The 12,847-nt window shown below is 66.1% G+C and carries 10 protein-coding genes; 3 read left to right on the top strand and 7 right to left on the bottom strand.

Annotated elements, in window-relative coordinates:
• The 6 genes from R2601_RS27110 to R2601_RS21950 form a co-directional block, all read right to left on the bottom strand.
• Nucleotides 1–413 (bottom strand): hypothetical protein (locus R2601_RS27110; RefSeq protein WP_217626400.1); only part of this gene is annotated, 413 nt, incomplete at its 3' end.
• Nucleotides 414–555: 142 nt separating this feature from the next.
• Nucleotides 556–1,347, bottom strand: a complete 792-nt coding sequence (locus R2601_RS21930) for a glutathione S-transferase C-terminal domain-containing protein (protein ID WP_007802862.1) — start codon at nucleotides 1,345–1,347, stop codon at nucleotides 556–558.
• A 9-nt stretch (nucleotides 1,348–1,356) separates the two neighbouring features.
• Nucleotides 1,357–2,703, bottom strand: a complete 1,347-nt coding sequence (locus tag R2601_RS21935; protein WP_040545715.1) for a cytochrome P450 — start codon at nucleotides 2,701–2,703, stop codon at nucleotides 1,357–1,359.
• A gap of 10 nt (nucleotides 2,704–2,713) precedes the next feature.
• Entirely contained in the window at nucleotides 2,714–4,423 is a 1,710-nt protein-coding gene (locus tag R2601_RS21940; RefSeq protein WP_007802865.1) for a Dyp-type peroxidase, read from the bottom strand.
• A 13-nt stretch (nucleotides 4,424–4,436) separates the two neighbouring features.
• Nucleotides 4,437–5,450, bottom strand: coding sequence for a hypothetical protein (locus R2601_RS21945; RefSeq protein ID WP_007802866.1), 1,014 nt, complete (start codon nucleotides 5,448–5,450; stop codon nucleotides 4,437–4,439).
• A 1-nt stretch (nucleotide 5,451) separates the two neighbouring features.
• Nucleotides 5,452–6,123, bottom strand: a complete 672-nt coding sequence (locus R2601_RS21950) for a hypothetical protein (protein WP_040545716.1) — start codon at nucleotides 6,121–6,123, stop codon at nucleotides 5,452–5,454.
• A 725-nt stretch (nucleotides 6,124–6,848) separates the two neighbouring features.
• Between R2601_RS21950 and R2601_RS21955 the strand changes: the two genes are divergently transcribed.
• From R2601_RS21955 to R2601_RS21965, 3 genes are read left to right on the top strand one after another with little or no spacing between them, the layout of a single operon-like run.
• Nucleotides 6,849–7,334: a MarR family winged helix-turn-helix transcriptional regulator gene (locus tag R2601_RS21955; RefSeq protein ID WP_007802869.1), complete on the top strand. Its 486-nt coding sequence runs from the start codon at nucleotides 6,849–6,851 to the stop codon at nucleotides 7,332–7,334.
• Nucleotides 7,331–8,398, top strand: coding sequence for an efflux RND transporter periplasmic adaptor subunit (locus R2601_RS21960; protein WP_007802870.1), 1,068 nt, complete (start codon nucleotides 7,331–7,333; stop codon nucleotides 8,396–8,398). The genes R2601_RS21955 and R2601_RS21960 overlap by 4 nt, the downstream gene beginning before the upstream one ends.
• Nucleotides 8,399–8,408: 10 nt before the next feature.
• A complete protein-coding gene (locus tag R2601_RS21965; RefSeq protein ID WP_007802871.1) occupies nucleotides 8,409–11,459 on the top strand; it encodes an efflux RND transporter permease subunit in 3,051 nt (1,016 codons plus the stop codon).
• A gap of 83 nt (nucleotides 11,460–11,542) precedes the next feature.
• On the opposite strand, the gene R2601_RS21970 is transcribed toward R2601_RS21965, so the two are convergent.
• On the bottom strand, nucleotides 11,543–12,733 hold the full coding sequence (locus R2601_RS21970) for an MFS transporter (protein ID WP_110740114.1): 1,191 nt from the start codon (nucleotides 12,731–12,733) through the stop codon (nucleotides 11,543–11,545).
• Nucleotides 12,734–12,847 lie beyond the last annotated feature (114 nt).

Below are 12,847 nucleotides of genomic sequence, written 5' to 3' on the forward strand. Positions count from 1 at the left end.
CCGCCGCCCAGAGGCGTCGATGCCGCGCCTCCCGAACCGGCCGTGCCAGCGGTCGCAAAGGTTGCCGCGGTGCCGCAGACGCTGCCCACGGAGCCCACGGTGCCGACCGAGGCGGCGGTGCCTCCGGCCTGGGTCGAGGATGCCATCGTTGCGGCGGAGGTTCCTGCTTGCTGCATGGCCATTTCCAATGCTCCTATCTGATCAATGGTTGAGGAAAGTCGGGTCTTGAAGTCCGTGAGTGTGAGGTCTGAAAGGCCGAGCTCCTTCAGATCCGCGGCCTTGGCGGATTTCAGTTTTTCATAATATTCAGGGTCATTGCGGGCTCTGAGGGCGAGGTCGGCGAGGATGAGCGCGGTCTCGTCAGGGCCGTCCGAACCGTTCGAAGCGGAGTCGTCCTGTGGTTTGTCAGCCAAAAGAAAAACCTCCCAAAGTTGCAATTAGAGAATCAATACAACGTATAGTTGTTATACCGCAAACATGCTCAATTTGGAACCGTTCTGTGCCTGATCGGGCGGTCCGGAGCCTTGAAAGCGACGAGCCGGAGCGGCAGTCGGCTCATCGCAGCTGCAGAAGCTGCGCCGCGCGGTGGGTGTCATAGATCCGCTGGATGTATCGGCCTGTGGGGCGCTGGCGCAGGGGCTTGTAGATCTCCTGCATGAAGACCGGGCAGCGCGCCTCGAGCGGCAGCATGCCGTGATACCCCTGCGCGAGCACCATCGGCGCCAGCGAGGCGGCGGTGGCGAGATCGGCGAAGGTCAGCGTCTCGCCCACCAGGTAGCGCCGCCCGTCGGAGAGCCTCGCGTCGAGCCTGTCGAAGCCGGCGTGGATGGTCTCGAGCGCGCTGTCGGCGACGCTCTGATCGAGTTTCAGCCCCTTGTACATCAGGCTGCGGATCACCGGGAAGGCGAGGCGCAGAGTAAGGGTTTCGTACCAAGGCACCCCGGTGGTCAGAGACGGCCAGACCACGGGCTTGTATTTCAGCAGGTTCCAGTAGGACCACTGCACCACCGCGGTGCCGATGCCGAAACGTGCGTCGTGCTGCAGCGTGTCGACCTCCTTCCAGCGTTCGGGCTCGACCATCTTGTCGGGCCAGAGCCGTTTGTTGGGCGCGGCCTTCGGCTCGAGCTGGTCGAGGATGGTCTGGATGCCCGCCGATTTCGTTCCGCGATCGGCCGAGACCAGCAGCGGGTAGCCCTCCGCGCTCACGCCCCAGCTCTTCAGGGCCAGCACGTGAAAGATCGGCGCGTGGGGTCGCTCGCGATAGCTCACCCCGTAATGGCTCAGAAGCCAGCGCCCGAGATCGACATCGGTGGAGGGCAGCAGGGTCACGAGCAGGGGCTGGGACATGGCGGACCTTCAGTCGTAGAGCAGGTGGAAGTGCTGCGGATGCGGGGTGCCGCCGGTGTCGATCTGCCCGGCGGGCCCCTCGGCGCGGCGCAGGTTGGGCTGGGCGATGAGCGGTTTCAGGATCGCCGGGATCACCGCCTTGTTGATTGCCGCCCCAAAGCAGGTGTGCATGCCGTAGCCCCAGATGATGTAGTCCTCCCAAGGGCGGTCGGTGCGGAAGCTGTTCGGGTCGGAAATGCGGTAGCGGTCGAACATCGCCGAGAGGGTGGCGGCAAAGACGATCTGGCCCTTGCGGATCTTCGCCTCGCGCAGCGTCGAGCGCGCCACCACCGTGTCGTGCAAGGCGCGGCGATAGATCACCGGGTTGTGCGGGTTGAAGCGTAGCGCCTCCCAGATGAACTGCTCGAAGACCGGATCGTTCGATCGCGCAGCACGCTGCGCCGCCGCCAGCTCCTCGGGACGGTTCAGAAGCTCGTCGAGGGCGAGGCAGCAGGCCTTGGAGATCGTGGGGATCGCCCCGATCAGCAGCCCCAGCAGGTTGTTGCGGATGCCGAGATCATCCATCCCCGGCGTGCCAGCGCCCTGCAGTGCGAGGCAGCGGTTGAGGATCTGCGGCCGATCATCGGGGGCGGCCTTGCGGTCGGCGATGGCACTGTCGAGATAGTCGCGCAGCCCCGCGGCACAGCGCATCGCGCGGGTGTCGAGCTCTGGATCGGCGGGCAGGTCCTCGAACAGGTACCAGAACAGGACGGTGGTCCAGTCCTGCATGGTCTCGCGCTCTCCTCCGACACCGAAATAGGTGTCGGTCATGTCCCACGGCACCTGCAGGAACAGTTCGGGCACCGCGTCGATGCGACCGCCGGCGCCGGTGACGATCTCGTCGGCCAGCTGTGCCGCGCGCGGCAGTACCACCTCGGCCACATCCGGGCGGCGCGCGGCGAGGCGCATGGCCGAAGTGTCGCGGGTGTAGTCCCAGCCGGGCTGCATTCCGAGGAAGAAGTTTTCGCCCCCGGTCAGCTTGCGCATGCGCGGGCCGTAGACGACCTCGAAATCGGCGTTGCGGTTGAGCACGTCGATGCAATCCTCGTGGCGGGTAACAACGGAGGTACCGGTGTTGTCATAGGCCTTCATCAGCACCGCCTTGAGCGACAGGTTGGGCCAGAAGGCGCGCAGCACCGCGAAACCCTTCTCCTGCGTGGCGGCGGCGGTGAAGAACGGCGCCAGCGCCGCCTTGCCGCCCTTTGCGAAGACGCCGGCCCCCTTTGCGATCAGCCATACCAGCGCCGCCAGCCCCTCGGCCATCACCATGACGAAGCGGGCGAGGGTGGTGAGACATCCTTTCAGCCGTGCCAGCATCAAAGCGCCCTCACGTCGGATCGACGATGCCCATCGCGATCATCCGCAGAGCGATCATCGAGGGCACGAAGAAATAGTCGCCGCCGCGGCATTCCACGAAGGTCTTGAGCCGCGTCATCATGTAGGGCGGCTTGCCGCTCTTCGGGTCCGACGGGATCATGTGGCGGGTGTGGTGGTCGTGGCGGCCCAGCATCGGGCAGGTGTTGTTGCCCTGGTGAAAGTCGAGCCCGTACTGGATCCATTGCTGCTGCACGAACTCGAACTGCCGGAACAGGTCGACCCCCATCACCATCATGATCACCCCCTGTTCCGAGGCGTCGTCGCGGGGCTCGAAATTCGGCGGCCCGTAGGGCAGGCCGCGGCGCAGCACCCGGCGGCGCTTGTTGAGGGCATGGGTGGCCTTGGGGTTCTCGAATTGCTTGCCGGTCTCGGGATCGATGCCGAACTGGTTCAGCGGATCGAGGTAATCGCGGGTGTTCATCCGCCGCATATGCGCGCCGCCGGGGCACTTGAAGCCCGCCATGTCGTCGGCATAGCGGAAATCCGAGGCCGCGGGGCTGCGGATATAGGCGAGGTTCTTCTCCCAGGCGAGCGGGGTCTTCAGCATGGCCCCCGTGTCGTCGCGCCAGCCGAGCTTTGTCCCGAGGGCGATCCAGTCGTCGTAGCCGGGCACCACCGCCAGAGGCACGCCGTCCGACCAGCGGCCGCACATCTTGGCAAGGATGGTCTCCTTGGCCTGCGGCAGGTCCACGCCCATGGTCTCGGCGTACTGCGCTGCCTCGGCGTCGACCACCTCGTGGAAGCTCGCGACGTTCTCGTGCAGCTTGCGGTAGGCCATGAAGGTGCCGTTCTGCATGAATTCTGGCGGCATCGCAGTGGGCGGCAGCTCCTGGCTTTCGCCGGGATTGCCGAGGATGAACTCGCCCGGTTCCAGCGGCTCCCAGTCGCCGCCCATGCGCTTGCCACGGCCGATCAGCGCTGTCTTCTCCTTTTCAGGCGGGTACTGGCCCTTGAAGACCGGATCGCCGATGCCGTCGGTGAAGCCGAAATGCTCGCGCGCGGTGGGCAGGGCGAGACCCTCGAAATCGTCGAACACCGCCGAAGCCGCCTGGTAGGGCTGATCGCCGGCCTTGCCATTGGCCTCGATCAACTCGACACCGCTGCCGGTGAGCGATTTCAGCCACGCGGTCTTGGCCTCGAGCTCCGGGTGCGGCTGTTTGAGCCGCGCCAGCCCCTCCGGCGTCTCGGGGTCGGCGCCGCCGAGATCGGGCTGGGCGTTGAGGGTGACGAGGATATGCACGTCCTCGGCGCCGCCCTTGCCCTCCTTGCGGTTGCCCTGCCAGATCGGATCCCAGTCGCGGTCCCAGTCGGGATCGTCATCGGCGGTCTTGGTCGGGTCCCGGTCGCCCAGCATGGAGGCGCGGCTGCGCATGCCGGAGATGAACACGTCGGGCATGCCCTGAAGCGTCCGGTCCGGCACCTCGAGCCAGTAGAGCCCCATGAAGGTGAAGGCGATGTTGACGGTGCACTCGGGCTTGTCGGCCTCCTCCGGCCAGCGCGCCGAGGTGGTCACCTGCTTGCGCACCGCATCGACGAAGGCGCGCCCGGCGGCGGGGTTGCGGATGCGGAAGAACAGGTAGCGCGCGAAAGGGAAGGAGAAGCGCCCGTAGGCGCGGGTGACGTTGCCCTGGATGTCGTGCAGGTTCAGCTGATCGGCCATGACTCCCCCTCCCTTACAAACCGGCGCGCGGCTGCGGCGCACTGTCCGAGATCACGCCCGGCTGCTGTGTCGGTCCGGAGACGTCGCCCGGCGCGTGCCGTTTCAGGAAATCGCCGAAAGCCGCCTGCAACGCCTCGGGCCGGGCGTGCTGGTTGGCGGCGATGAAATCGGCAAAGGCCTGCTGGGTGTAGAGCGCCTTGAGCACGGTCGGCAGGTCATCATGGCTCGCCGGGGGCAGCGGTTTGGCCCCGTTCGCGAGCGCGAAGCGTACCGAGATCAGGAACGCCAGCGCCGTGAGCGCCAGCGCCACCAGTGCGAGCCCCAGCGTGTTCATGCCAAGCACATGGATCACCCCGAAGATCCGCAGCACCAGTGCTGCCAGCGCCACGACCGCCGGGATGCCCACGGCGGCGATCAGCCCCTTCAGCGGCAGCGTGTTGAAGGCCGGGAGCGAGAGGTAATAATCGTGGTAGGGCATCGTCGTCTCGACATGGCAGCGCTCGAGATAGGCGCCGAACGCGGCGCCGCTGTCGGTGCCGTCGAAGCCGTGGCAATTGTCGAAGATCGCCTTGATCTCCTCTCCCATCGTCTCCCAGAGTGTCTGGGCATAGGCCAGCCGCACCTTGCGCTGCTCCTCCGGGCCGAGGTTCGAGGGAAGGGGATCGCCCTCCTTCGCGATGGCGTCGATATCGGCGGTGAAGACGAGATAGGCCGAGCGCAGTCGGTCGACCTTGCCCGGGACGATGGTGTTGACGCCCTTCACCGTGGCCACCAGCGCATCCTGCGCGCTGCGGCCGTTGTAGACCACGTCATCAAGGACGAACATGCGGGCGAAGTGATTGCGGCTGTTGCGGGCAAAGGGCGCGGCGAACTTGGTCTTTTGCGTCGCGGGGGTCTGGTGCGCCGGGGGCAGGCGGGCAAGCTCGATGCGCACCTTCTGCTTGTAAGAGACATCGCCATGCGGTCCGCCGCGCCGGATCGGGATCAGGTAGGTCAGAAAAAGGTGTCCGGTGTCGAGATCTGCCATGTCATGCCCCCCGCTTGGCGGTGAAACACGCCTGTGCTGCTTCGACATAGGCCAACCGGTTGACGTCGGCGCGCTCGGTGTCGAGGCTGGCGACCGGTCCGAACCCGGGATCGCCGAGATCGTTCTGGATCTCGAGATAGGCGGCGTTGAACGCCTTGGCGAAGGCCTCGGGCGTGTCCTTGCCATGGGCCTCGGCGAGGCTGAGCACCTGGTCATAGACCTTGAGCGCCGACTTGATGTCGCGCTGCGCCGAGCCGGGCGTGGCGTTGTAGTAATAGTCGGTGCCGATCTGGTTGTAGGTGATGTAATCCTTGAACGGCGTGATCGGGATCGAGAGCGGGTACTTGCTGGCGGAGTACCAGAACAGGTTGAGACCGTTCGGGATGCCGTCGGAAAAGGCGTCGATATACTGGTCCCAGGTGCCGTTGAAATTCGAGCAGAACAGCATGTAGTCGTTGTCGAGGCTCTCCTTGCCCTGACCGAGATCGGGCCACTGGTCGCGCTTGACGATGACCCATCGGGCGAAGTGGATGAGAGACAGTCCAAGCAGACCCATCAGGTTCGAGGGCAGGCCGCGCGCCGCCATGAAGAGCAATCGGTTGATCCAGGTGACGGCCGGGCGACTGGGGGTCACCACGTTCATCGCATAGGCTTTTCCCGCGACGTTCGACATGGGGGCCCTCCAATGGTTTGGGTGTAATTTACGTAAGGTCAAATCACCTATAGAGTGTATCAAGACGCAACGGGTCGCCTTGAGTCAAAGGATATTTTTCGCGGCGGCGCAGCAATGCGGCACCGGCTTGGTGGACTCCAAATCGCTTGTCGGGCGTGATTTCAGTAAGTCCGTGGCCGTTTGGGCAGGCGTCTCGGCCTCGGCGGCGGACCGGCAAGATCTTGTCAAATAGATATATTTATGCGCAGGCCCGTGCGTGAGAGGGGTCGTGCGGCCACGCGGCGCGGGTCTTTGACCTGGTGCTTTGCGGCGAGCGTTCGTGGCGGCTAGGCTGGAGCGCAGAGATCCCGCGCAGATCGCCGGGGCACAGGCAAGGACCGTCCGCATGAAACCTGCACCCGTACTCCTGATGATCATCGCTGCACTTGGTCTCTCGGCCTGCGGCGTGCCCTTCGTGCCGCTGATCTGACCACGGCGCGGGGGCCCGCCGCCACGCCGGACAGTCCCCATCCGCTTCGACAGAAACCCGGCCGCACGCGCGCCGGGATGCGAATGTTGTGGCTCGCGTGGCAGGCCCGCGAGACCTCGCGATCGACAGACCTATGTCGTGCCGAGACGCGGGGAGGGGCCGCGAGGCACGATGCAGGCATTTCGGCCGTGAAATATTTCGAGACTTGAAATGTTTCAGTAGTCGAACTAATTCGCAGCGGGAAAGGGGACCGCCCATGCCGACTCTCGCCGACCGCCTTCTCGATCCGTCCGGAGGCCAGCTCCCGCAAGAGCTGCGCATCCTGTTCGGGCATTTCGTGCTGTCACACGCGCTCGACGAGCAGATGGATCACTGCCAGGTGGCCAGCGCGCTGACCAAGCCCGAGCGCAAGCTGATGATGCATCTGGGCGTGCCGCGCCGCATGGGCCAGCTTGCCGAGGACCTGAACACCCAGCCCTCGACGGTGACGGCGGTGGCCGACCAGCTCGAGGCCAAGGCAATGGTGCTGCGTGAACGCGACCCCGACGACCGGCGCGCCTGGCAGCTTCGCCTGACCGAGGCAGGGCAGGAGGCGCGAAGCGATCTGATCGAGCGGATCGTTGCGCAGTTCCGCGAGCTCTCCGGCCTGAGCCCCGACGAAATGACCCAGCTCGCCACGCTGATGGACCGCGTGGCTGAACGTATCCTGCAGAACGGACTGCCGAAGGGATTTACCCTATGACCATCTTCTCCCGGTTCCCCCTCGCCGCCGCCGCGGTGACGATGATCCTCGCCTCGTCGCAGGCAGCGCTCGCCCAGACCGAGCCGCAGCCCTCGCTGCGCCCGGTGAAGCTCGCCGTGGTCGAGGCCGGTACGCAGGAGCTCACCCGCCAGTTCTTCGGCAAGGTGGTGGCGCGACGCACGGTGGATCTCGCCTTTCAGGTGGGTGGCCAGATCGAGCGCTTCCCTGTCGTCGAAGGCAGTTCCATCGAGCAGGGCGCGCTGATCGCGCAGCTCGACCTTCGCCCGTTCCAGCTTTCGCTTGATCAGGCGCAGCTGCAGAAGGAGCAGGCCGACCGCAATCTCGAGCGCCTCAACAAGTTGCGCGGCAGCACGGTCAGCGAGTCGGCTCTCGACGATGCCGAAACCCAGTCCGGGCTGACCCGGATCTCCGTCGACAACGCACAGATCGCGCTCGACGATGCGACGCTTTACGCGCCGTTCGACGCGCTCGTCGCCTCGCGCATGGTCGAGAACTACACCACGATCTCGGCCGGCACGCCGGTGGTGCGCCTGCATGACATGTCCGAGATCCGGGTCGAGATCGACGTGCCCGAGGTGCTGATCCAGAAGGCCGACGTGGCCGACGATGTGAGCGTGCTGGCGCGCTTCCCATCCTCGCCCGAAACGTACCAGATGACCGTGCGCGAGCTGAATGCCGAGACCTCGGCGATCGGGCAGACCTATCGCGCCACCTTCGGCATGGCCCCGCCAGAGGGGCTCGACGTTCTGCCGGGCTCGTCGGTGACGGTGATCGCGAAACTGAGCCGCGGCGAGCCGCGCATCGAGATCCCGGCGGCAGCGGTGCAGATCGCCTCGGACGGATCCACCTTCGTGTTCCGCTTCGACCCGAAGGGCGCCGCAGAGGGTACGCTCACGCGGCTGCCTGTGACGGTCGAGCCGACCGACGATGGCGGCGTGGCGGTGATCGAGGGGCTGCAATCGGGCGACGAGATCGTCGTCGCCGGGGTCAGTGACCTTACCGACGGCATGAAGGCGCGCCGCTTCGTCGGCTTCGGCGAGTGAGGGCAGGGGTATGACCACCATTGCACGCGGCTCGATCGAGCGGCCGATCTACACGTGGATCCTGATCCTCATCCTGTTCTTCGGCGGCATCTGGGGGTTCTTCTCCATCGGCCGTCTCGAAGACCCGGCCTTCACCATCAAGAACGCCGTCATCGTCACCCAGTATCCCGGCGCCTCGGCCGAGCAGGTGGCGACGGAGGTCTCGGAGCCGCTGGAATCCGAGATCCAGAAGATGGGCGAGCTGAAGACCATCACCTCGGTCAACCGCCCCGGCGTCTCGACCATCGAGGTCGAGATCAAGTCGACCTATGACGGCACCGAGCTGCCGCAGATCTGGACCGACCTGCGCAACCGGGTGGGCGATGCGCGGCTGCCCTCGGGCGCCGGTGCGCCTTACGTCAACGACAGCTTCGGAGACGTCTACGGCCTGTTCTATGCCATCACGGCCGATGGTTTTTCGGATGCCGAGAAGCACCGGCTGGCGATCTTCCTGCGCCGCGAGTTGCTCGCGGTGGACGGGGTGGCCGATGTCGAGACCGCGGGCCTGCCCGACGAGGCGATCTTCGTCGAGCCCGACATCGCCCGCGCGGTCAACCAGAACATCCCGCCCACAGCGCTGGCCTCGGCAATCTCGGAGGCCGACAGCGTCTCGCAAGCCGGCACGCTCGAGCGCGACGGCTCGCGCACGGTGATCCAGCGCCCTCAGGGCGAGGACACGGTCTCGGCCATCGCCGGGCTCACGGTGGGCGTGCAGGGCGAGATCATCAACCTGATCGACCTCGCCGAGGTCTATCGCGGGCGGCAGGACAACCCCGATCTGATCATCCGGCAGAATGGCCACGAGGCCTTTACCCTCGGGGTCGCGGGTCTGTCCTCGGAGAACATCGTCGAGGTCGGCGAACGGGTCGACGCCAAGCTCGCCGAGCTCGACAAGGACATTCCGCTCGGCGTCGAGATCACGCCGATCTACCAGCAGCACGTGGTGGTGGACGAGGCGTCGAACGCCTTCCTGCTCAACCTTGCCACCTCGGTCGCCATCGTGGTCGTCGTGCTGGCGCTGGCGATGGGCTGGCGCGCGGCGGTTGTGGTGGGCGCGACGCTGCTGCTGACCGTGATCGGGACGGTGTTCTTCATGGCGATCTTCTCGATCGAGATGGAGCGCATCTCGCTCGGGGCGCTGATCATCGCCATGGGGATGCTGGTCGACAACGCCATCGTGGTGGCCGAGGGCATGCAGGTCTCTATGCTGCACGGCAAGCGCGGCCCGGCGGCGGCGGACGAGGCGACGAAGAAGACACAGGTGCCGCTGCTCGGCGCCACGGTGATCGGCATCATGGCCTTTGCCGGGATCGGAACGAGCCCCGACGCTACCGGCGAGTTCCTGTTCTCGCTCTTCGCGGTCATCGGCATGTCGCTGATGCTGTCGTGGATCCTCGCCATCACGGTGACGCCCTATCTTGGCAACAAGCTCTTCGTGACCAAGGACGAAGGCGATCACGATGCCTATGGCGGGTTTTTCTTCCGCCTGTTCGGGCGCACGCTCGACCTCGCGCTGCGGCTGCGCTGGCTGGTCGTGGTGGGGCTGATCGCGCTGACGGCGGTGTGTTTCAACGCCTTCGCCAAGCTGCCGCAGCAGTTCTTCCCCGACAGCAACACGCCGCTGTTCTTCGTGCACTACAAGCTGCCGCAGGGCGCCTCGATCGCGAAGACCTCTGAGGATCTGAAGGTGCTCGAGGGCTGGCTCGCGGAGCGTGACGAGGTGGTCGCGACGACCACCTTCGTGGGACAGGGTGCGACGCGCTTCATGCTGACCTATCAGGCCGAGAAGGCGAACCCGTCCTACGGCCACATCATCGTGCGCACCGCCACGCTCGACGAGATCCCGCAGCTCAAGTCCGATCTTGACGCCTTCGGCGCCGAGGCCTTGCCGCAGGGCGAGATGCGCACCAAGCGGCTGGTCTTCGGCCCCGGTGGCGGCGATCCGGTGGCGGCGCGGTTCTCCGGGCCCGACCCGGAGGTGCTGCGCAACCTTGCCATCGAGGCGCAGGCGGTGATGAAAGAGGCCAGCGACAAGATCACCACCACCCGTACCGATTGGCGCGAACAGGAGTTGGTGCTGCGCCCGCGCTACGCCACCGACCGGGCGCAGGCGGCGGGGATCAGCCGCGACGACGTCTCGAAGACCCTGCTGACGGCCACCGACGGCACGCAGGCGGGCACCTATCGCGAGGGCGAGCGCCTGATCCCGATCCTCGTGCGCGAGGATCCCGACAGCGATCTGACCCTGATGGACCAGGTGATCTATTCCAGCGCGGCGGAATCCTTCGTGCCCATCGAGCAGGTGGTCGACGGCTTCGAGTTCATCCCCGAGAACACGCTTGTGCATCGCCGCGACCGCGTGCTGACCATCACCGTGGGCGCCGACATCGTCGACGGCGTGACCGCCGCAACGGCCTTTGGCGAGGTGCGCGGCGCGGTCGAGGCGATGGAGTTGCCGCTGGGCTACAAGCTCGAATGGGGCGGCGACTACGAGAGCTCGAGCGAGGCGCAGGCGGCGCTCGGGACCCAGCTTCCGGTCAGCTTCCTGATCATGGTGCTGATCTCGATCCTGCTGTTCAACGCGCTGCGCCAGCCGCTGATCATCTGGCTGCTTGTCCCGATGTCGGTCAACGGCGTGGTGCTGGGGCTTGGCCTTACCGGGCTGCCGTTCAGCTTTACCGCGCTGCTCGGCCTGCTGTCGCTGTCGGGGATGCTGATCAAGAACGGCATCGTGCTGGTCGAGGAAATCGACCTGCTGCGCGAAGATGGCGAGGCGCTGCGCCCGGCGATCATCCGGGCCTCCACATCGCGCCTGCGCCCGGTGGTGCTGGCGGCGGCGACGACGATCCTCGGCATGGCGCCGCTGCTGGGAGACGCGTTCTTCGTGTCGATGGCGGTGACGATCATGGGCGGTCTGGCCTTCGCCACCGTGCTGACGCTGGTGGCTGCCCCGGTGCTCTACTACATCTTCTTCCGAAGGGAAGAGCGCCGCAACGTGGCGGCGCGCGAGGCAACCGCCTGACAGATACAAAAAAGGGGGGGGGGGGGATAAAATAAAACCCCCCGCCTGTCAGAATCAGCCGGGTGCCGCCCGGTTCTCGGGCCTCAGGCCGGCAGCGGGCGGGCTGCGGGATCGCGCGGCGCCCGCAGGCCGATCAATGCCACCAGTGCCAGCAGCGTCAGCAGCGCACCGGTCGCGAGGAAGGTCGTGGCATAGCCCAGCGAGGCAATCAGCGGCGTTGAGGCGAAGGGCGAGAGGAACTGCCCAAGGAAGATGCTCGTGGTGATGGCGCCAGCCGCTAGCCCGCGGCGATGCGCAGGTGCGATGCCCACCGCGAGGCCGAGGAAGGTCGGCATCAGCAGGCCGCCGCCGGCTCCGATGAAGGCCGCGCCCAGCAGGGTCAGGCCAAAGCTCGGGGCGATCCCGAACAGGTAGAACCCGGTTGCGAAGCCCATGAAGCCGAGTGCCGGGGTGCCCGAGCGGCCCAGCCGCATCCGGACCTTGCCGAAGAACAGCGAGACAATGCCGCCGGCCAGCGTCATCGCGCCCATCAGCATGCCGGCGGCCTGCGGCTCGGGATGACCGATCGAGGCGAGGAAATAGGGCGCCTGTGTCGGCAGCAGGTAGAAGCAGACGAAGCACAGCCCGGCCAGCAGGATCACCAGCACCAGCGTGGCCACCCAGTTGGCCTCTCCGTCGGAGGCGGCGGGCTCGACCTGCGATGCGCTGCGGTCGGATTTCTCCAGCGTCAGCATCATGATCGGCAGGTAGACTAGCGCGATGCCGTAGATCGCGAAGGGCGCAAGGGGCGTGAAGGCGGCCAGCCAGCCGGCCAGCATCAGCAAGATGAGGCCGCCGAAATTGGTTGCCGCGATTTGCAGGCCCATGAAGTTGCCGCGCTTCTCGCCCTTGAAATAGTCACCGATCAGCGCTGTCTGGGCGGTCATGATCATCGCCACGGCAACCCCGAGGAACAGTCGGCTGAACAGCACCAGCTTGAGGGTCGGCAGGTAGAGACCCGCGGTCCCGGCGATGGCGAAGAGCGCCACGCCCGCGAGAAGCTGAAGGCGGCGGCCGAAGCGGTCGGCCAGCGCGCCGGCGAAGGGCGCGAGAATCGCCACCATCAGCGAGGGCGCGGTGACCAGCAGGCGCGCCAGCAACGCGGCGTTCTCCTCGTCGGCGAAGCGCGCCTCGATGCCCGGCAGGGACGGGCTGATCAGGCTGTTGGAGAGGATCGTCAGCGACGCGGCCAATAGCAGCGCGACGGCCCGGGAATCCTTGAGCAAGCTCAACATCATATGGTCTTTCGGTTGGACCGCCGAAACTCACGGCGCCCGGCCCCGGCCAGGGTCCGCGGCAGTTCCGTGCAGGCATGTCGACATAGAGAAACCCGCGAACGCCGAAAATCA

It is taken from the genome of Salipiger bermudensis HTCC2601, from assembly GCF_000153725.1.
Lineage (GTDB): Bacteria > Pseudomonadota > Alphaproteobacteria > Rhodobacterales > Rhodobacteraceae > Salipiger > Salipiger bermudensis.

What these genes read in the sequence shown, in the direction of transcription:
- R2601_RS21940 (WP_007802865.1), bottom strand. Translation starts at nt 4,423, where the DNA reads ATGGCCGATCAGCTGAACCTGCACGACATCCAGGGCAACGTCACCCGC.
- R2601_RS21960 (WP_007802870.1), top strand. Translation starts at nt 7,331, where the DNA reads ATGACCATCTTCTCCCGGTTCCCCCTCGCCGCCGCCGCGGTGACGATG.
- R2601_RS21965 (WP_007802871.1), top strand. Translation starts at nt 8,409, where the DNA reads ATGACCACCATTGCACGCGGCTCGATCGAGCGGCCGATCTACACGTGG.
- R2601_RS21955 (WP_007802869.1), top strand. Translation starts at nt 6,849, where the DNA reads ATGCCGACTCTCGCCGACCGCCTTCTCGATCCGTCCGGAGGCCAGCTC.
- R2601_RS21930 (WP_007802862.1), bottom strand. Translation starts at nt 1,347, where the DNA reads ATGTCCCAGCCCCTGCTCGTGACCCTGCTGCCCTCCACCGATGTCGAT.
- R2601_RS21935 (WP_040545715.1), bottom strand. Translation starts at nt 2,703, where the DNA reads ATGCTGGCACGGCTGAAAGGATGTCTCACCACCCTCGCCCGCTTCGTC.
- R2601_RS21970 (WP_110740114.1), bottom strand. Translation starts at nt 12,733, where the DNA reads ATGTTGAGCTTGCTCAAGGATTCCCGGGCCGTCGCGCTGCTATTGGCC.
- R2601_RS21950 (WP_040545716.1), bottom strand. Translation starts at nt 6,123, where the DNA reads ATGTCGAACGTCGCGGGAAAAGCCTATGCGATGAACGTGGTGACCCCC.
- R2601_RS21945 (WP_007802866.1), bottom strand. Translation starts at nt 5,450, where the DNA reads ATGGCAGATCTCGACACCGGACACCTTTTTCTGACCTACCTGATCCCG.